16 protein-coding genes are annotated in these 19,862 nt (G+C 31.4%); 15 read left to right on the top strand and 1 reads right to left on the bottom strand.

Annotation, left to right across the window (positions count from 1 at the left end; genetic code table 11):
* Positions 1 to 38 precede the first annotated feature (38 nt).
* The 14 genes from QZU90_RS07175 to QZU90_RS07110 all read left to right on the top strand — a co-directional run bounded on the left by QZU90_RS07175 (position 39) and on the right by QZU90_RS07110 (position 17,902).
* Positions 39 to 2,087: a cation-translocating P-type ATPase gene (locus tag QZU90_RS07175; protein WP_296856395.1), complete on the top strand. Its 2,049-nt coding sequence runs from the start codon at positions 39 to 41 to the stop codon at positions 2,085 to 2,087.
* A gap of 268 nt (positions 2,088 to 2,355) precedes the next feature.
* The gene (locus QZU90_RS07170) at positions 2,356 to 2,748 is read left to right on the top strand and encodes a C-GCAxxG-C-C family protein (protein ID WP_296856393.1); all 393 of its coding nucleotides are present in this window, start codon (positions 2,356 to 2,358) and stop codon (positions 2,746 to 2,748) included.
* A gap of 363 nt (positions 2,749 to 3,111) precedes the next feature.
* Positions 3,112 to 4,734: an ABC transporter substrate-binding protein gene (locus QZU90_RS07165; protein WP_295606434.1), complete on the top strand. Its 1,623-nt coding sequence runs from the start codon at positions 3,112 to 3,114 to the stop codon at positions 4,732 to 4,734.
* A 418-nt stretch (positions 4,735 to 5,152) separates the two neighbouring features.
* Entirely contained in the window at positions 5,153 to 6,040 is an 888-nt protein-coding gene (locus QZU90_RS07160) for an ABC transporter permease (RefSeq protein WP_363142479.1), read from the top strand.
* Positions 6,030 to 6,884 (top strand): ABC transporter permease, encoded by an 855-nt coding sequence (locus QZU90_RS07155; RefSeq protein ID WP_394349915.1) that lies wholly within the window; start codon positions 6,030 to 6,032, stop codon positions 6,882 to 6,884. Before QZU90_RS07160 ends, QZU90_RS07155 begins: the two co-directional genes overlap by 11 nt.
* Before the next feature lie 13 nt (positions 6,885 to 6,897).
* Positions 6,898 to 7,905: an ABC transporter ATP-binding protein gene (locus QZU90_RS07150; RefSeq protein ID WP_295606436.1), complete on the top strand. Its 1,008-nt coding sequence runs from the start codon at positions 6,898 to 6,900 to the stop codon at positions 7,903 to 7,905.
* Positions 7,895 to 8,506 (top strand): ABC transporter ATP-binding protein, encoded by a 612-nt coding sequence (locus tag QZU90_RS07145; RefSeq protein WP_296856609.1) that lies wholly within the window; start codon positions 7,895 to 7,897, stop codon positions 8,504 to 8,506. Before QZU90_RS07150 ends, QZU90_RS07145 begins: the two co-directional genes overlap by 11 nt.
* 211 nt (positions 8,507 to 8,717) lie before the next feature.
* Positions 8,718 to 9,332, top strand: coding sequence for a flavodoxin family protein (locus QZU90_RS07140; protein WP_295606439.1), 615 nt, complete (start codon positions 8,718 to 8,720; stop codon positions 9,330 to 9,332).
* Positions 9,333 to 9,453: 121 nt separating this feature from the next.
* Positions 9,454 to 9,924, top strand: coding sequence for a hypothetical protein (locus QZU90_RS07135; protein WP_296856391.1), 471 nt, complete (start codon positions 9,454 to 9,456; stop codon positions 9,922 to 9,924).
* An 884-nt stretch (positions 9,925 to 10,808) separates the two neighbouring features.
* A complete protein-coding gene (locus QZU90_RS07130; protein ID WP_296856389.1) occupies positions 10,809 to 13,709 on the top strand; it encodes a transglutaminase domain-containing protein in 2,901 nt (966 codons plus the stop codon).
* 372 nt (positions 13,710 to 14,081) lie between these two features.
* Positions 14,082 to 14,951: an Mrp/NBP35 family ATP-binding protein gene (locus QZU90_RS07125; protein WP_295606449.1), complete on the top strand. Its 870-nt coding sequence runs from the start codon at positions 14,082 to 14,084 to the stop codon at positions 14,949 to 14,951.
* Between the two features lie 32 nt (positions 14,952 to 14,983).
* Entirely contained in the window at positions 14,984 to 15,445 is a 462-nt protein-coding gene (locus QZU90_RS07120; protein WP_295606453.1) for a hypothetical protein, read from the top strand.
* Positions 15,446 to 15,762: 317 nt separating this feature from the next.
* On the top strand, positions 15,763 to 16,290 hold the full coding sequence (locus QZU90_RS07115; RefSeq protein ID WP_295606456.1) for a carbonic anhydrase: 528 nt from the start codon (positions 15,763 to 15,765) through the stop codon (positions 16,288 to 16,290).
* A 592-nt stretch (positions 16,291 to 16,882) separates the two neighbouring features.
* Complete coding sequence (locus QZU90_RS07110) at positions 16,883 to 17,902, top strand: transcription initiation factor IIB family protein (RefSeq protein WP_295606461.1); 1,020 nt, start codon at positions 16,883 to 16,885, stop codon at positions 17,900 to 17,902.
* Positions 17,903 to 18,107: 205 nt separating this feature from the next.
* On the opposite strand, the gene QZU90_RS07105 is transcribed toward QZU90_RS07110, so the two are convergent.
* Complete coding sequence (locus tag QZU90_RS07105; RefSeq protein WP_295606466.1) at positions 18,108 to 18,995, bottom strand: DMT family transporter; 888 nt, start codon at positions 18,993 to 18,995, stop codon at positions 18,108 to 18,110.
* Between the two features lie 236 nt (positions 18,996 to 19,231).
* On the opposite strand from QZU90_RS07105, the gene QZU90_RS07100 reads away from it, so the two are divergent.
* Positions 19,232 to 19,741: a hypothetical protein gene (locus tag QZU90_RS07100; RefSeq protein ID WP_295606471.1), complete on the top strand. Its 510-nt coding sequence runs from the start codon at positions 19,232 to 19,234 to the stop codon at positions 19,739 to 19,741.
* Positions 19,742 to 19,862: the final 121 nt, after the last annotated feature.

The raw sequence follows: 19,862 nt of genomic DNA, 5'->3' as shown, positions 1-19,862 counted from the left end.
ATAAATTTTAATAATAAGTATAAAAGAAGGTGTCTATATTGATTGATGAAATAACTGATTTCTTATTTGGTTTGAAAATGACCATTATTTCAGCCATATTTCTCGTAATCGCTGTTATTTTCATGATACTTGGAATTGACACTCCAATTTACCTAAACCCTGCATGGGGTGCGGTAATAATAAGTGGTATTCCAATGTTATTATTGGCTTTAACCAGATTAATCCGTGAAAAGTGGATTTCATCTGCACTTCTTATTGCAATAGCTATGGTAGCATCACTCTTGATTGGTGAGATATTTGCAGCAGGTGAAGTGGCATGGATTATGGCTTTAGGTGCTCTTTTAGAAGACTGGACAGTTGAAAGAGCTAAAAAAGGTTTAAGAAATCTTATTAATTTAACTCCACAAACAGGTAGGAGAATTGTTGATGGCAAGGAAGAAATGATTTCCGTTGATGAGATTAAAATCGGAGATACTTTAAGAATTCTTCCTGGTGAAAGTGTACCTGTTGACGGTGAAATTATAAACGGTACTTCTTCTCTTGATCAATCTATCATGACTGGTGAATCATTGCCGATTGATAAGGATATAGGGGATGAGGTATTCTGTGGTACCATGAATTTGTATGGTGCAATTGACATTAAAGCAACCAGTTTAGGTGAAAACTCTTCACTTCAAAAATTGATTGACCTTGTAAAGGCAGCTGATGAAAAGCAAGCTCCAACTCAAAGGATTGCAGATAAATGGGCTACATGGCTTGTTCCTGTTGCATTGATAATCGCAATTGCAGCTTGGCTCATTACAGGAAACATTGAAAGAGGGGTGACAGTCCTCGTAGTGTTCTGTCCATGTGCATTGATACTTGCTACACCAACTGCAATTATGGCAGCTATTGGTCAGGCAACAAAATATGGGGTTCTCATTAAATCTGGTGAAGCTTTAGAGACATTAGGTGGATTGAATACCTTAGTATTTGATAAAACAGGTACTTTAACTTATGGTAATTTAGCAGTTTCAGATATTATTTCCTTGAAAGACGATTTAGATGAAATGGATGTCTTAAATATAGTTGCTTCTTGTGAGAAATTAAGTGAGCATCCATTGGCTAAAGCTATTGTAGACAAAGCAAAAGAAGCGGAAATTGATATTGAAGAACCACAAGACTTTAAGATGGTCCCTGGAAAAGGGGTAAGTTGTAAAAACTCTTATGGTCAAGTATATGCAGGAAACTCCAAATTTCTATCAGAAAATAATATTGATTTTAATGTTGATGCTGAACTAAACCAGTTAAAACATGAAGGTAAGGCTTCAATTATCGTTGCTTTGAATGATGGCGTAGTCGGTTTGATCGGATTATCTGATGTGATACGTGAAGATTCCAAAAACATGATTGAGAACTTGCATGATTTAGGAACTGAAACCATATTGCTTACAGGGGATAATACTGAAACCGCTAATTATTTTGCCTCTCAAGTTGGAATTGGAAAGGTATATGGTAATCTTCTTCCTCAAGAAAAGCTTGATTGGATTGAAAAGCTCAAAAGTGAAGGCAAGAAAGTCTGTATGATTGGTGATGGTGTAAATGATGCACCTGCACTTAAGACAGCTGATGTAAGTGTAGCAATGGGATCCGTTGGAAGTGATGTTGCAATTGAGGCAGCAGACATTGCACTCTTAGGTGATGACATTGGCAAGATTCCATATCTTAAAAAGCTTTCAAATTCAACCTTGTTTACAATCAAGGCAAACATTATCATTTCCATGACAATCAATGCAGTAGCTATTGTATGTTCCGTTTTAGGATTGTTGAATCCTGTTACTGGAGCTATTGTACACAATGCAGGGTCATGTCTTGTAGTGCTTAATGCAGCATTGCTGTATGACAGGAAATTTGATGATTCAATTAAGAAAATCGATACTGAAAATGTAGAGCATTCACATTATCATTTCCACAACGATGGTGAGCACTCACATTCTCATGACGGCATTAAGATAATTGATGAAATCAAAACAGAAAGTGGAATTAAGCATATGCATGCTCACAAGCATGCATTGGTTAGACAAAGTTGTGAAACCTATCACAACTAGTCTTTTTCTTTTTTATTAAATAATATTTATTTATAGCTATTTTTTACTATTTTTTATTTCTTTTTTTACTATTTTTTATTTTCTTTTTTTATAGTCTTTTATTTCTTTTTTTATAGTTTTTTATTTCTTTTTTTACTATTTTTCCAAATTATTATATTTAATTGATTTATAAAAACTTATTAATATTGAAGTTTATACTAACTATAACAATGTTTTAAATAATTCGAATTATTCAAAATTTGATTTAAATTAATTGTGAGGGATTATTATGGAATTGGATTCAAATGAAGTAGTAAAGAAAATTGAAGAATACAGAAAGGATTACAGTTGTTCACAAGCAACTCTTATGGGAATTTGTGATGTTGCAGGTATGCCTACTGAAGAATTGGCTCTTCTTGCAAAAGGATTCTCTGGAGGAATTGGTGGAACATTCTCTGAAGGGACCTGTGGTGCTGTAACTGGAGCTGTAATGGCTTTAGGTCTTTTAGGTGCAGATGAAAAGCAAATCATTTCCGCTTCCAAAAAGTTATTCAATGAATTCAAGGACAAGTATGAATCTGTAACATGCGGATACATTTCAAAAGATGGTGATGACAAATCTCCATGTGTTGAAGTATGCTTATTTGCAGGTGAAAAGGTCTGTGAATACTTAAAAGAATAATTTTTCATATTTTTCACTATTACATTATTTTTTTATGTTAATTTCTTTTTTTATTAATTAATTATTATTTTATGCTTTTTTATCTTATTTTTCCCTTTTTTTCAATTATTTTTATATTTAACCTGGTTTTGTATTACTTTTTTTACTTTTAAGCATTTTTATTAATACTTTTTTATTACTTTTTCACTAATTTTTTACAATAAAGTAATACTTTTTTAGAATAATGTATTACATTTATATACTTTAAAATCATAATTATAATTGTAATATCTTTTTCATGAATAGTATTACTTTTTTAGAATTTTGTTTAAAATAGTAATACTGGAGGATGTTATTTTTTAAGTAATTTAACGAGGAAATTATATGGATAGAAAGATTTTAGTAGGTTCTGTAATTGTATTAATAGCAATTATCAGCGTAGGTTCTGCTTCTGCAGGCTGGTTTGACTTTTTAACAGGAGGATCTGAACATGCTCCTGATGAGTTAATCACTTGTGTAGCAGCACACGGTGAAGAACCGGAGTTCGGGTTTGACCCAATGCACGGTTGGGGATACCATGATTCCGGAACAGACCCATTAATTCAAAGTACAATTCTGAAAAGAAATGCTGACAACGAATTTGTAAATGACTTGGCAACAGATTATGAAATATCTGATGATTTGAAAACATATACTGTAACTATTCGTGATGATGTTAAATTCACAGATGGTTCCAAATTAACCGCTAAAGATGTGGCTTTCTCCTATAACACTGCTAAAGAGTTTGGAGAAGGTGCAGACTTAACCCATATGGAAGAAGCTAAAGCAGATGGAGATAAAGTAGTCTTTACTCTTGATCAACCGGATTCCACATTCATCAATAAATTGACTGATGTGGGTATCGTTCCAGAAGCTACTTATGACAATGCAACATATGGTCAAAACCCAATCGGTTCTGGACCTTATAAATTAGCTCAATGGGACAAAGGTCAACAATTCATCTTAGAGAAAAACCCTGATTACTATGGTGAAGAACCTTACTTCAACAAAATTACTAACCTCTTCCTTGACCCTGATGCAGCATTCGCAGCAGTTAAAAATGGAGATGTGGACATTGCTGAAGTAGCAGTATCCTATGCAGATGAAAAAATCGATGGTTACCACATGGAATACTTCGATTCCATTGATGTACGTGGTGTTTCCTTACCAACCACAATGGATGAAGGTAAAACCAGTGAAGATGGTGTTGCAATCGGTAACAATGTAACTGGAGACCCTGCTGTCAGACAAGCTTTAGCTATTGGTATTGACAGAGAAGAGTTAATAGATGGTGCATTAAACGGATACGGTAATGTATCCTACACTGGTGTGGCTGACCAATTACCATGGGCATTTGATGCTGGATACAAAGACGGTCAAGTAGATCAAGCTAAAGCTATTCTTGAAGAAGCTGGATGGAAAGACACTGACGGTGACGGTATCAGAGAAAAAGATGGTCAAAAAGCAGAATTCACAGTTTACTACAAAGCATCCGCAGTTGAAAGACAGGCAATTGCAGTAACTCTTGCTGAACAAGCTAAAGAATTAGGTATTGAAATCACTCCTAAAGGTGCAAGTTGGGATGAAATTGACCCAGATAAATACAGTCAAGGAGTTGTATGGGGATTCGGTTCAGCGGATCCATACTCAATTGAGCACCAATACGGTTCAGATGTAGCTTGTGTAGGTTATGATAACCCAGGTAATCTTAAAGATTCTGCTGTAGATGCATTAATTGATACAGCAATGGCTCAACCTACCGATGCTTCCTACAGTACTTGGAAGCAAGCTGCAAAACAAGCTACTTCCCACAATTCATTCTTATGGATTGGTACTATGGACTACACTTACTTTGTAAGTGATGATTTAGACATTTCCAACAGCACTCACCTTATCTACCCACACGGTGGAGATATTTGGGGTAACATCTACGACTGGAAACGTCTTGAAACAAATGAAACTGCATAAATTGTTAAAAATTTAATGCAAGTGAAATTGTTAAATTAAAAATTATTAAAATATAAATGGTTTATTTTATAATAAATCATTTTTTAATAATTTTTTGATATTTTAATTATTTTTAGAATCATTTAAAGAATTTTTTAAGATTTTTGAGTAATCTTTTAAAAGATTCTTTAAATAATTTTTTAATTATTTTATCAAGGATTTTTTTTATTATTCATTAAAAGATTCTTCAAATAATTTTTTAATTATTTATTACGCATTTTTTATAATTTTTAAGTATTTTCATACTTATTTTTTTAATAGATTATATGGGTTGATTAAAATTAATAGTAAAAATTTAGCTAAATTTTTAGGATTGAAAGTAGTGAGATTAATAATTTTATTGATCGTTATAGCTGCTATCAGTTTTATTATGATACAAATGTCCCCTATTGATCCTGTTAGAGCTTATTTAGGACAACGGATTGTTAGTCAAGAGCAATTAGCCATTATGGGAGAATATTGGGGAACTAATTTGTCTTTAGGTGAAAGAGTAGTTGGTTGGCTTTCAACTTTAGCTACTGGAAGCATGGGATTTTCATTGATTTATCGAGTCCCTGTAACAGAAGTTATTGTACAGAAATTTACCGCTTCATTAACTCTTATGGCAACTTCTTGGGTAATATCCGGAATCTTTGGTTTTGGATTAGGTGTGCTTGCCGGTGCTAAAGAAGGTACTTGGATTGATAAGGCAATTAAAACCTACAGTTATATATTACAATCTTCACCTACCTTTTGGATAGGGTTGGTATTGTTAATGTTATTTTCAGTTTACTTGGGTTGGTTCCCAATAGGTCTTTCTGTACCTATTGGTCAATTGTCTGATACTGTAACCTTCTGGCAATGGTTATACCGGTTGATATTGCCTGCAGTGACTTTAAGTATTGTAGGAATAGCTTCCTTAACAATGTTCACAAGAGACAAGCTTATTCAAGTAAAAAAAAGTGATTATTTCTTGTTTGCACAAGCAAGAGGTGAAAGCTTTTGGGGAATAATCAAAAACCATGGAATAAGAAATATTTTGCTCCCAGCTATTTCCATCCAATTCTTGTCATTTAATGAGTTGTTCGGTGGAACCATTCTTGTAGAACAAGTATTCGCATATCCAGGAATCGGACAGGCAACTGTCGCTGCTGGTTTAAGGTCTGATGTTCCATTATTGCTTGGTATTGTGATTATCAGTGCAATCTTTGTATTTACTGGGAACCTTATTGCAGATATAATCTATAAATATGTTGATCCAAGATTAAGAGGTGAGGATGATGAGTGAGATGCCATGGTACAATAAAGGATTATTCAGTTCATTGAACTTAAGGCAAAAAACACTTTTGACCATTGGTCTTACTGGGCTGATTTTATTGGTTATTTTCATTTGCGGATGGATGACTAATGCCAATTTACCAACAGACTTTTCCATAAAAATGCAAGCTCCTTCATTGGTTCATCCATTTGGTACTGATTGGATGGGAAGGGACATGTTTACCCGTACAATAAAAGGTTTAAGCTTAAGTATTGTCATTGGTATCGGTGCATCAGTAATTTCCAGCATAATAGCCACTATTTTAGCATTTCTTGCAAGTGCAAATAAATGGTTGGATGAGGCTGTTTCTTGGGCAATTGACTTGTTTGCATCCATTCCCCATATATTATTGCTTATGATGATATCAATTGCATTAGGTAAAGGTGCATTCGGTGTAATTATGGCTGTAGCTTTTTCGCACTGGGTTAACTTAACTAGAGTACTTAGGGCGGAAGTATTGCAAATTAATACATCTGAATATGTTGCTTTATCCAATAGATTAGGTAGAAGCAAGTTATGGATTGCAAAGGAGCATATTTTACCTTTAGTAATATCTCAAATATTTGTAGGAACCTTGCTTGTATTCCCTCATGCAATTATGCATGAAGCAAGTATAACATTCTTAGGATTTGGGTTATCACCACATGAGCCAGCTATTGGTATTATCCTATCCGAATCAATGTCCTATCTTGCAATGGGCGCTTGGTGGTTAGCATTCTTCCCAGGTCTTGCATTATTGATTGTAGTATTGTTGTTTGATATTATTGGAGATAATTTAAAACGCTTGCTTGACCCTGGAGAGGCAAATAACTAGATTAGGTGGTATTATGGAGAAATTATTAGAAGTAAATAATTTATCAATATCTTTTACACAATATGTCCAAGGATTAGTTAGGCACGATTTAAAGGTAATTTCTGATTTGTCACTTGATATTGGTGAAAGTGAAATCGTAGCTGTATTAGGTTCCAGTGGTTCAGGCAAAAGTCTTTTAGCTCACACAATTTTAGGTATTTTGCCTTACAATGCTCATGTGACAGGAGAAGTTAAATATAATGGGCAAGTTTTAAACCAAGAGATGAAAGAAAAAATAAGAGGTAAGGAAATCTGCTTAATACCTCAATCTGTAAATTTCTTGGATCCTTTAATGAAAGTTTCCCAACAGGCTGTTGGTGAATGTAAAGATGATAATGAGCGTAAAGAGAAACAAATAAGACAAAGGGAAGTATTCAGTAAATATGGGTTGGATGAAAGTGTAGATGATTTGTATCCTTTTGAGTTGTCTGGTGGAATGGCGAGAAAAGTATTATTATCTACAGCTTTATTGAATGATCCTGATTTATTGATTGCTGATGAACCTACTCCAGGTCTTGATGCAAAAAGTGTTGAAGAGACAATTCATGACATTAGAAAATTAAAAGATCAAGGTAAAGGTGTGTTACTGATTACTCACGAAATAGATGTGGCTTTAAAGACAGCAGATAAGATTGCAATATTCTATTCAGGGTATGTGATTGAAATCAATAAAGTGGAAAACTTCTTGAATTCTGAAAACTTATTGCACCCCTATACCAAAGCTTTAGTCGATGCATTGCCAAAGAATGGTTTCAAGTTAACTGAAGGAGTTCAGCCATTGGAGGAGGTCCCCGGTTGCCCTTATTATGAAAATTGTCCAATACGTTCAGACAAATGTAATCAATCAAAACCAGAACTTATTGAACATGATGGTGCAATGATCAGGTGCTTTAATTTTGATAAAGTTATTCCTGAAGAGCCTGTTTCGGAGGAAGTAGTTGAAGGAGAACTTAATGATGAGGGGGCTAATGATGGAGCTTAAGGCAGAAAATATTTCTTTTTCATATCATAAGAAGAAACCAATATTAAAAGATGTTTCGTTATCTCTTAACAGTAATCAGATAATCGGATTAATTGGAGATAGTGGTAGTGGTAAGAGTACATTATGTAAGATTATTTCCGGTTATATTAGCAATTATGCTGGTGAGGTAACTATTGATGGTAATTCTGTTAATAGAAATGGTTATGATCCTATTCAATTAATTTTCCAACATCCAGAAAAGACTATGAATCCTAAATGGAAGATGGAAAAGGTATTAAGAGAATCATGGATTCCTCCACAGAATTTGAAAGACACTTTTGGTCTAAAAGATAATTGGTTGACTCGTTGGCCAAGTGAACTTTCTGGTGGGGAATTGCAACGTTTCAGTATATTAAGGGCTTTAAATCCCCAAACAAAATTTATCATTGCAGATGAGATAAGCACTATGCTTGATGCTGTAACTCAAGTGCAGATATGGGAAGCACTTATTAAGCATTGTAAAGCTAATAATATTGGTATTCTAGCTGTCAGTCATGATAAAGACTTGCTTGATGTAATATGTGATGATATTTTGTATTTCAATGAGATAAACCATCTTTAAGAATAAACTATAATCAGTTTTATAGTTTCTTCTTTTCTTTTTTTTATTCTTATTTTTCCTATTTTATATTTTTAAATTTTTTATCATTTTTTTATTTTTATTCTTATTTTCCATATTTTATCCTAAAATATAAAACTAATAATTTAATTAAATAGTATATGATTATATTAAATTTTGAAAAATGATTAATCAAAATTTTTGGAGTGAGAAAATGAAAGTTTTACTAATTAACGGAAGTCCGCATAAGGAAGGATGCACTTTTACAGCATTGACTGAAATCAAAAACCAATTGGAGAAAGAGGGTGTTGACAGTGAAATCTTCTGGATTGGCAATAAGCCTGTTCGAGGTTGCATAGCTTGTCTAAAATGTGGTCATAACAATGGAAAATGTGCATTTGACGATGATCCAGCAAATGAAATAATTGATAAGCTAATTGAATCTGATGGGGTAATTGTAGGTTCACCAGTTTATTATGCAGGTCCTAATGGTGCATTATGCGCTATACTCGATAGAGTTTTTTATGCTGCAAGCGCTAACTTTGCATTTAAACCAGCAGCTTCTATCGTAAGCTGCCGTAGAGGAGGTGCAAGTGCAAGCTTTGACAGATTGAACAAGTACTTCACAATTTCAAACATGCCAATAGTTGCATCACAATATTGGAATAGTGTACATGGAAACACTCCTGAAGAAGTCAGGCAAGATTTGGAAGGTCTTCAAACCATGAGGACATTGGCAACTAATATGGCATGGATTTTAAAATCAATTGAAAATTCAGAATTGCCTAATCATGAAGGAGAAAAACAAAGAACTAATTTTATCAGATAATAGGATTTCTTTAAAGCTATTATTTATGATAATATTTATATTTATTAAAAAAGAAATATTATTATTGTGTAAATCTTAAAAAATTATTTACTAATGTTTTAAAAAATTTAGGAGTAATTCTATGGATACTGGAAATAAAATAATTATTATTTTACTTATCTTGATTGCAATTGCTGCACTTGTTTGCGGTTTCCTTTTCATATCTAATGGATTAGGAAACTCAGAAGATACAGAATTGCAAGAAAATGTAACTAATGTTACTAACACAACAATTAATGAAACAGAGAATTTAACAGTTGATGATGGCACAGATACCAGTGTTAGCACTAGTTCCTCATCTTCAGGCTCTACTGTAAGATATAGTTCTAGTTCCTCAAGTTCTAGCCATTCTGCAAGTCCAAGTCATTCTGGAAGTTCTAGTTCCTCAAGTTCTAATGGTTCTGGTTCTGGTTCTAGTGATTCAGGTTCCAGTGGTTCTGGTTCTGGTTCTAGTGATTCAGGTTCTGGGTCCTCTGGTGGAGGAGGATCTTCTGATGGTGGAGGTTCATCTGATGGTGGAGGATCTTCTTCAGGAGCTACTGATTCAGGATAATTAATTATCCATTAATTCTTTTTTTCATTTTTTATGTTTTTCTCACTTCTTTTTCTATCATTTTTATTTTTAGATTTTTAATTATTTTTTAAATTTTATCAAATTTTTAAATCCATTTTAAATTAATTTTTTAATAGTTTTAACATTATTTTTCCTGTTATTTTTAAGCAATTTTCATACTTAATTAGGTTATCTAAATATGATTTTTTATCTTTCATTTTAATGCTTTATTTTCCATTTTACCTTTGATTTGTACTTTATTCTTCAGAATAAGAATGTTCTATTTTTTAAAAAATCTTTTTTTAATTATATATTAATATTATATATGATATGGGATTTTACTTTTCTGTTTTTCAATTTAAAAAGCGTTGTTTATTGCTTTTTTAATTAAATTATCTTAATTTTGTTTATATTTCATTTATTTGATTATTATTTTGTTATATTTTAATAAAATACATATGTATAGCTCTTTATTTATCTAATAAAGCATTATTAGATTGTTTTTGATTTTATTCAATAATTATTCTTATTTTCTTATTTAACTTAATATTTTTTATTATTTTCCATAGATATGTATAAAATATAATTTATTTTTAAATCTAATGAATTTTAGATTTTTATATTTAATTTAAACTAATTATATCTTCTGGATTAATTTTTTTTTAAGAGAAACATTTATATTATATTAATTAAAAATTTTTATATAACATTAAAAAAGAATTTTTTATTTTGTTAAAAAAGTTCTAAAATAATTTTATTTTTACAAATATATTAAAAATTTGTTTTTAATATAATAATTAACATTATTTTTATTTTATTATGTTAGTTCATCTTTTTTAATGTATTGAGGTGAAAAAATTTCGAATAAAAACAAAACATTACTTTTGTTGATTTTAGCATTGTTCATTGTTTCAATTGCTTCAGTATCAGCAAGTGATGTGAGTGACATAAATGATAATCAGAATTATCTTGCAGAAAGTGATGGATCAGTTAGTGAGGATTTAGATAATCAAGAGATTGTTTCTTCTGAAATGTCTGATTCAACAAATGATAATTCAGAATTAATTGGAAATGATAATGGAGCGTCTGATGATTCAAGTGCAGAGTCTTCTGATATAATCCCTAATTCTGATTCTGTTGGTGATAGTTCAGAGGAAACTACTAAGAATTCTACAACTATTATAAGTTCTAGCTCTAAAGTAGTTAATGGAGAAGATTATTCCGTCACTTTAAAAGATAAGGATGGAAATCCGGTATCTGGAAAAAACTTAATTTTCACATTTAATGGAAATAATTACACTAGAACTACTGATTCTAATGGAGTTGCTAGTTTAAAAATTAGTGGAAAAGCTGGTGTCTATACTATTGCTGTTCTTTTTGAAGGTGATGAGTTATATGAAAATTCATCTATTTCTACTCAAGTAACTGTTAGCAAGACTCCAACAAGCATTACCAATGCAAGTAGTTCTGCAATTAAAGGAAAAGCTTACTATGTTGTTTTAAAAGATAAAAATGGTAAAGTGTTATCCTCTAAAAAAGTAACTCTTAGCTTTAATGGTAAGACTTATACTAAAACTACCGATTCAAAAGGAAAAGTTAGTTTAACAATTACTGGTACAGTAGCCAAGACTTATAAATTAACTTATAAGTTTGCTGGTGATGATTATTATGCTGCTAGTTCCGGTTCAGTAAGCCTTAAGGTTAAAATGCCTACAAAAATTGTTGGATCTGATGCACGTATAGTGAAAGGAAGTAAATATACTGTTACTTTAAAAGATTCTAACAATAAGGCCCTATCTAAAAAGACCGTTAAAGTACTTTATAATGGCAAAACTTATACTAAAACCACAAGTTCAAAAGGGGTTGTAACCTTAACTTTAAGCCCAACTCCTGGAAAAACTTATGAAATCACTTATAAGTATGCAGGCAGTTCCTATTATGGGGCTTCTTCTAAAAAAGTAAATGTATTCATTAAAACTCCAACTAAATTATCCAATTCAGGAAGTTCAGTTGGTAAAGGAAAATATTATTACATTACTTTAAAGGATTATAAAGGCAAGGTTTTAACTGGAAAGACAGTATCAATTACATACAGAGGAAAAACTTATAAGAAAACTACTAATTCCAAAGGACAAGTCAGCTTAAAGATAAATTCTCCAATAGGTTATACATATAAGCTTTCTTATAAATATGGTGGAAGTAGTTATTATGGTTCTAGTTCTGGTTCATTAAGACTCAAAACTAAGATGGCAACTAGTTTGTCTGGACCTTCTGCAACAACTATAATTAAAGGAAGTGCTTATAAAGTCACTTTAAAAGATGGTAATGGTAAGGTATTATCAGGTAAAACCATAACCTTTACTCTTGATGGTAAGACTTATACTAAAACTACCAGTTCTAAAGGAGTTGCTAGTTTAACTATTAGTCTAGCAGCAGGTAAAACTTATAAATTGTCTTATAAATATGCTGGAACTTCCTATTATAATAGGTCCTCTTCTGGAACTAAAAATATTGCAGTAAAGCTTTCAAGTAATATAAAGAATTCTGGAAGTTCTATAATGAATAACAGTTCTTATGTGGTTACTTTAAGGGATTCTAATTCAAAGATTTTAGCTAATAAACTTATTACATTTAATTTTGATAGTAAGACTTATACTGACACTACAGATGCTAATGGTGCTGCAAGTCTCTTCATTGTAGAGAATTCCCCTAAAACAGCTAAATTAACTTATTCATTTGCAGGAGATAGTGTCTATGATGCTTCATCAGGTTCTGTAAACTTAAATGTTAAATCGGATAAGGTTTTCACATTTAATCAGATTGTTGATGCATCTAAAAGTTTGAGATCATTTGTTGAATCTAAGGGATATCTCCCATCTACAGTTTCTGTAAATGGTATTAATGTTAACATAACCAGTTTTGCTTATTTGATGTCTAAATCTGTTATTAATATTAATAATGGTAAAAAGCTTGATGTAGAAGTTATCAATATTAGTTCTAATTACACTAATAATGGAAGCTCTTCAATTAATGCTGATTTGAATAAAACAAAATATATAGATTTAGCAAATGCATTAATTAATGGGGCTGTATCCAATGAAAAACTTCCAGATTTTATTGACACAAATATAGGGAAAATCTATCCTAACTTATACATATTTGGACTTTCTAAAGCTTTAGATTTCTATTCAAATAATTATAGATTGCCAAATTACATTACTTTCAATGCAAAGGATGTTGATGGTACACCCGGGTCAGATGTCAATAAAAGAGGAAATACCGCCCAGTATAAAAAAGGATTAAATGAGGTACAGGCTCTTACTTCTGCTCAACTAGCTCAATATCTAAGCTCTTCTGGAAATGATGCGCTTAATTCAGCCATCCGTTCATTGGCTAATGATTTAACTGCAGGCAAATCTACTGTATGGGCTAAAGCTGAAGCTATATTTAATTGGGTTAGAGACAATATCAATTATGAATATTATGCAAACACCAAATATAAGGCAACTGGTACCTTAAGCAATAAAAAAGGTAACTGTTGTGATCATGCAAACTTGATTGTTGCTCTTTGTAGAGCAGCTGACATACCTGCAAGGTTTTCCCATGGTAAGAACTGTAAGTTCTCAAGTGGTTTGAACACTGGTCACGTATGGGCGCAAATCTATGTTGATGGTGTATGGTATTCTGCTGATGCAACAAGCAGCAGAAACAAGTTAGGTAATATTCAGAATTGGAATACAAATTCATTTACCCTTCAAGAGCAGCTTGTTCATTTAACATTCTAGTGGTAATTAAATTTTAACCTTTTATTTTTTTATTTAATTTTTTATTTCTATTTTTTCTATTTTTATTTCTATTTTTCAATTTCTTTATAAAATTTTATTTTCAATTAATTTTTCAATATTCTAATAATTTTCCAATAATTTTTTACTTCAATTATATTAATTTTAGACATAATAATTTTAATAGTTGTGATAAACTTATTGATTTAATTAATCGATTTTTAATTAATTCTAATAGTTATCTAATTTTCATGTTATAGTGTTTGCATATATCTACATCTGGCCATATTAAAAAGCAATTTTATTAAAAAAATAATATTTAAATAATTTAAGTATGATATATTATACTGTTTAAAAAAACTAATGAGGCATAAAATGGCAAATAATGGACATGGACATCATGGAGCTGCAAATTTAACTCCTGAACAACAGAAGCAAATGATTGAACAGGAATTAAGGCTCTTTGAACATATGAAAAATATCAAATATAAAATAGCTGTCATGAGTGGAAAAGGTGGAGTAGGTAAATCCACAGTAGCTGCTAACTTGGCAGAAGCTTTTCAGAAAAAAGGATTATTAACTGGTATACTAGATGCAGACATTCACGGACCAAACATTCCTAAGATGTTAGGGGTTGAAGGTAAGGATGTTATGATTGAACATGGGGAAATGATTCCTGTAATGAGCAATAATGGAATCAAGGTCATGTCAATGGGATTCTTGATAGACTCTCAAGACACTCCAATCATTTGGAGAGGTCCTCAAAAATCAGGATCAATCAAGCAGTTCATGGCGGACACTGCATGGGGAGATCTTGATGTATTGATCATTGACAATCCTCCTGGAACTGGTGACGAACCGTTGACTGTGCTTCAATCATTGCCTAATGTTGATGCGGTCATTATGGTTACCACACCAAATAGCCTATCACAGGAAGATGTATTGAAATGTGTAGGTATGGTTAAGATGCTAAACATAGAGGATATTGGACTTATTGAGAATATGTCCTATTATGTATGTCCTCATTGTGGTGAGAAAACCAATATATTCGGTGAGTCCCAAGGTGAAAAGTTTGCAACTGATATGGGAGTTGTTTATTTAGGCAATTTGCCTTTAACTGAACAGGTTCCTGAATCTGCAAATCAAGACAGCACTATGGTAAATAGCTATGCTGATTCTGAAGTCAGTCAAAAGTTTTCCGAAATAATTGACAATATAAAATTAGCATTTTTAGATGATGATTAATTTTCACATCATCTATTTTTGGGGGTGATCTATTGAAGAAAAACCATATGATTATCATAGCAATAGTTTTCTTAATTCTGTTTGGAGCATTAGCATTTTTAAGCACTTCTCCAAGAGATGGTGATGCAACAAATGCGATAATTCATAATGCGACACTGAATGTGTCATCTGAAGGCCCTATTGAACTTTCTAAAATTATTGATGACATTAAAACCGCAGATTATTACAAAGGTTATGATAATGAAACCGTAAAATGGATGGAATCCTTAGGAAATAAATACGTTTTTGTTTCAGAGGATGCATTTGTAGTTATGGATAAGAGTGATTCAGATAAGATTCCTTCAATTTATGCTTGTGACGTAATATTTAATGAAATATTCTCATGTGATATTCTAGAAAATCATACATTAGGAAATGTAAAATATCCTAAAGATGTTTTATATGTGGAGAATGTGAAATATATTAGGGAAGAAGCTTTTTATTTTGAGGTTTAATTTTGATTTATATTATTTCTTTATTTTTTTCTTTGATTTTTATTTTCTAATTTTTTTATTTTTTATTAACAATTTTCCTTTTTTATTTTTAATCATTATTTAATTTAATTAAGTATTTTTAAACGATTAATAATCGGAATACCATTTTTTAAAACAGATTAAGATAATTTTATATAGTTTAGAAAACATAAATTATTATATAAAATTGTATGATTATCTAATCAATTTTATACTTTAAAAATCAATTATAAAGACTATAATTATAAATTATAAAAATAAATTATCTTTTTAGTCTTAAGGTATTTAGAGGTGTTTGTATGACTATATTGGATGGTATTTTAGAAGATAACAAGAAATTTGTCGAAAACTTTGAAGGAGAGGAAATGTCTCACCATGCACAAAAGAAGTTAGCTATCCTTACTTGTATGGATTGCAGATTGATTGACTTCTTTGAACCTGCTTTAGGACTTAAAAGAGGAGATGCAAAAATAGTCAGAAATGCAGGAAACTCCATTGTAGGAGAAGATGCAATCAGATCCATTGGTGCTGCATTATACAATCTCGGTGCTGAAGAGGTATTGGTTGTAGGTCACACTGAATGTGGTATGGCTGGGGCTGATGCAGATGCATTGAAAGAAAAAATGATTGCTAGAGGCATTAAAGAGGAAGACATTGCAAAATATGACTTGGCAGAATGGATCGGAGGATTTGAATCTGAAGAGGCAAATGTGCTTGATGTTGTTGACAAGATCAAAAATCATCCATTGATTCCAGATGTTCCAGTGCATGGTCTTATCATTGACATTGTAACTGGAGAACTAAAAGTCTTGAAAGAAGATTATTAATGCAAACCTTTATATATAACGGAATCATAATATTATGTCCTACTTGTATATTTCGCAAGTTTGATTAATTTCATAAAGGTTTTTAATATTTGATTAAAACCATCATAAGTTTTTAGAAAAATTGAAAAATTTTTTCTAAATTCTTTTATTTTTATTGAAAACACCAGAAATTAATTTATTTAGCCAGAATAGATTAATTTGTCATATATCACTAAAAATAACAATTATTGCAAAGGTTAATTCATGTTATTGTAACTGCAGTAACTTTGCTATTAGTAATGGGGCTATCAAAGTTCCCAAAACATACATATACCACGACTTGGATTCGTGCTAAGTTATGCCAAAAGCTTAGCTTTCAATTAATAACCAGTTAATTGAAATTGTAGAGAAATCAAACATCATCAAATCATATTTATTATAGGACACTTTCTTTTTTAGTTCTATTTTTTAATTGCAATAGTATTGATTTAATTACTATTAAGTTGTCAACTTTGTTATCCCACTTTATTAATAAAACCATATCCCACCCATTTATTCTTAAGTTTTGATAATGGAGTAGTAATCTGAATTCGTATGTATTAAAAGGTAAAAAATGAGCGTAAAAGAATCTATTATTAAAAACAGTGTATCCGGCAGTAAAACTATTTTTAAAAATGAAATTGGAGAAAAAGAATATTCATCTATCTTAAGGAATCAATCTAGACGTAGAAGATTTTCCCGCTTAGAAAGCAATGAAGTTCAAGTAGTCACATGTCCAGTTTGTGGATCCAGTGAATTTTTCATTGATAACATCCGTTCTGAAAAATCCTGTAAAAAATGTGGCTTGGTTCTTGAAGAGAACATTATCGATTCAACCTTCAGAGGAACCGCTAGAGATAAGGAAGGTAATTTCAAAGGTCAAAATGGTGCACCTAATGATATCACTATTCACGATGGTGGATTGTCTACCACTTTTGATATCAATAAAGGAAATATCAAAGACTATGCCAAATGGAAACGTTTGAAAAGATTGCACAATCAATCTCGTGTAGGGGGCACTCGTGATAGAAATTTATCCAGAGCTTTCACTGAGTTGGGTTTGGTAATTTCCAAATTAGCTCTTTCAAGCAGCGTAAAAAGGGAATCTGCATCCATTTATAGAAAAGCATTGGATAAGGATTTAATCAGAGGAAGAAGCATTAGCAAACTTTTGGTTGCTACTGTTTACATTTCCTGCAGGCTCTGTAAAGTTCCACGTACTTTAGATGAGATCGAGAAAGGCACTGGAATAAATCAAAAGACCATTAGTAAAAATTACAGATTTCTAGCAAGAGAATTGGGCATTAAGTTATCCCCTATCTCTCCAAATGATTACATTCCAAGATTTGCTAGCAGATTAGGTTTGTCTTCCCAAGTGGAAGTTAAATCCATTGAAATCATTGATCAGGCAAAAGACTTGGGATTGACTTCAGGCAAAGATCCTGCAAGTGTTGCAGCTGCAACTTTGTATGGAACTTCCATGTTGTTCGGAGAGCGTAAAACTCAAACTGAGATTGCAAAAACACTTGGTGTAACTGAAGTTACCATTAGAAACAGATTTAAGGAATTAAACAGTAAATTAGACTTTGTATAAGTTTAATCCTGTTTAATATTTAATTTTTTTAAATTTGTATGGTCTAAAAATTTTGGAGGTTTTTCTTTGGTTTTATTTATGATTCTGTTATTATTTGCAGTAGGATTTTTATGTTGCAGTATTAGTGCAGAATAATATTTTCTTATTTTATATCCATTTAATTTCCAATTTTAATTTTTTAGCTATTTTTTTCACATTCTATTTTTTAGACCTCATTTGCAGAGCTTCTGCTTAAGAGTATCAATGCCACTATTGTAATGGCCACTCCACAAACCATTAATACTGTAGGCATTTCCAAATAAAATATCATACCAAATGCAAGAGCAGCAATTGGCTCTCCAGAGGATAATATGACCGCTGTTCCCGCGTCTAAATGATTCAATGAAATTGTTATGAATACATAAGGCAATGCGAATGAGACCAATGAATGCAATAATAGGAACAATATGTTTTGGACTGGACTCAAGTTAACGAAATTAGCAATTTGGGTGAAATTGGTAAATGGGATTGTCACTATTGTGATTGTAATCAATGAGTATAATAGTATTGTGAATGTATGCCTTCCCATATCAATTGATTTTCTTGATGTTACTGAGTAGATTGCCCAGAAAATAGCTGATCCAATACCTGCTATTATTCCTATCCATGAAATGTCAATTGAATTTTCCTCAAGAAGTCCAGTTACCAATGTACATCCAATAAGTACAAGAATTACGCATAATACTTTAATTGAAGTGATTTTCTCTTTAAACAGTAAGTATTCCAATACCAGTACGAAAACTGGTGCAGTGCTCAATAGTATGGCTGCAAGGGATAATGGGACTGTATTGATGGAGCTATTGTAACATAAGTTCAATCCAAGGATGCATAGTCCACACAGTACAAATAATGGAATATCCTCTTTATTAATCTTCAAAAGGCTTTTATCAGTGAGGAATATAGCTATAAATATGTATAGGATAGCTATTGAAAATCTTAAAAAAAGCAATGTGGTTGAATCCACTCCATTTTCAGTTAAGGTTCTGACAAATATTCCTGTGGATCCAAACATTATTCCTGCAAGGATTGGTAAAAGCAAGTATATCCTCTTCATTATTTCACTTAAGTTTTTTATGTTTTTTTAATTCATTATATTTTATCTATCTCATTTTATTAAATTTTTATTGTTTATATGTTAACAATATCTTTTTTCAACCATTTCATAGTAAAAAATGAATACATTTATATATTTTGTATGACAATTTAATAGTATACAAAAGTAATTTATGTATTACATTATTGGATTATTTTTATAAATTTAAAATATTTTTATTTAAATGGGGGAGAAAAATGCCTGAAAATAAAGAAAATAATGAGCAAAAAAGCAATAACTATGAATTTGACAACTCTGGATTCAAAGCTAAGGATTACAAAGATGCAGATGAGTTTGATATTTGGGATTTAGAACAAATATTCAAAGATAGAGTTAAGATATTGCAGGATCTAAACACTGAATTCTGGGACGCTTACGAAGATTCCAAAACAGAAGCTTCAGGAAGAAAAGCTGGTGAAAAGGAAAGGTTGCAGCCTTTAAGTGTTAGAGTGAAACCTCATACCAAAAAATTCCTAAAAGAGGAATCCATCCTTTCAGCAAGAGAGATTTTGGAAATATATGAGGATTACAATAATGGCAGTGAAGATTATATCAACTCATTAAAAAGAGATGAAATGCTTCTTAAGGAAGAGCTTTCTGAAATTGAATTGAAATTGCAGAATGCTAAAGAGTTTACAGATAAGTTAAACGACATTAAGGAAGCAAAACAGAAAAGAAATGAAAAGATCAAGATTGATATTGAATAATATTGATTAACTTTTTTCTTTTTTATTTTCACTTTGTTTACTTTTTACTTTTTTTATTATAATATTTTTTATTAAGCTATTTTTCTTACAAACTTTTTTGTATGGATTTTTTCATAATTTT

Origin of the sequence: uncultured Methanobrevibacter sp., from assembly GCF_902784195.1 — an archaeon.
GTDB lineage: Archaea > Methanobacteriota > Methanobacteria > Methanobacteriales > Methanobacteriaceae > Methanobrevibacter.
This window is presented reverse-complemented; position numbering and strand designations above follow the sequence as displayed.

Bases quoted from the DNA above. Each gene is read 5' to 3' on its own strand.
- QZU90_RS07140 (WP_295606439.1), top strand. From the start codon at position 8,718: ATGAAAGTTTTACTAATTAACGGAAGTCCGCATAAGGAAGGATGCACT.
- QZU90_RS07105 (WP_295606466.1), bottom strand. From the start codon at position 18,995: ATGAAGAGGATATACTTGCTTTTACCAATCCTTGCAGGAATAATGTTT.
- QZU90_RS07100 (WP_295606471.1), top strand. From the start codon at position 19,232: ATGCCTGAAAATAAAGAAAATAATGAGCAAAAAAGCAATAACTATGAA.
- QZU90_RS07135 (WP_296856391.1), top strand. From the start codon at position 9,454: ATGGATACTGGAAATAAAATAATTATTATTTTACTTATCTTGATTGCA.
- QZU90_RS07165 (WP_295606434.1), top strand. From the start codon at position 3,112: ATGGATAGAAAGATTTTAGTAGGTTCTGTAATTGTATTAATAGCAATT.
- QZU90_RS07110 (WP_295606461.1), top strand. From the start codon at position 16,883: ATGAGCGTAAAAGAATCTATTATTAAAAACAGTGTATCCGGCAGTAAA.
- QZU90_RS07150 (WP_295606436.1), top strand. From the start codon at position 6,898: ATGGAGAAATTATTAGAAGTAAATAATTTATCAATATCTTTTACACAA.
- QZU90_RS07160 (WP_363142479.1), top strand. From the start codon at position 5,153: ATGTCCCCTATTGATCCTGTTAGAGCTTATTTAGGACAACGGATTGTT.
- QZU90_RS07125 (WP_295606449.1), top strand. From the start codon at position 14,082: ATGGCAAATAATGGACATGGACATCATGGAGCTGCAAATTTAACTCCT.
- QZU90_RS07145 (WP_296856609.1), top strand. From the start codon at position 7,895: ATGGAGCTTAAGGCAGAAAATATTTCTTTTTCATATCATAAGAAGAAA.
- QZU90_RS07155 (WP_394349915.1), top strand. From the start codon at position 6,030: ATGATGAGTGAGATGCCATGGTACAATAAAGGATTATTCAGTTCATTG.
- QZU90_RS07170 (WP_296856393.1), top strand. From the start codon at position 2,356: ATGGAATTGGATTCAAATGAAGTAGTAAAGAAAATTGAAGAATACAGA.
- QZU90_RS07115 (WP_295606456.1), top strand. From the start codon at position 15,763: ATGACTATATTGGATGGTATTTTAGAAGATAACAAGAAATTTGTCGAA.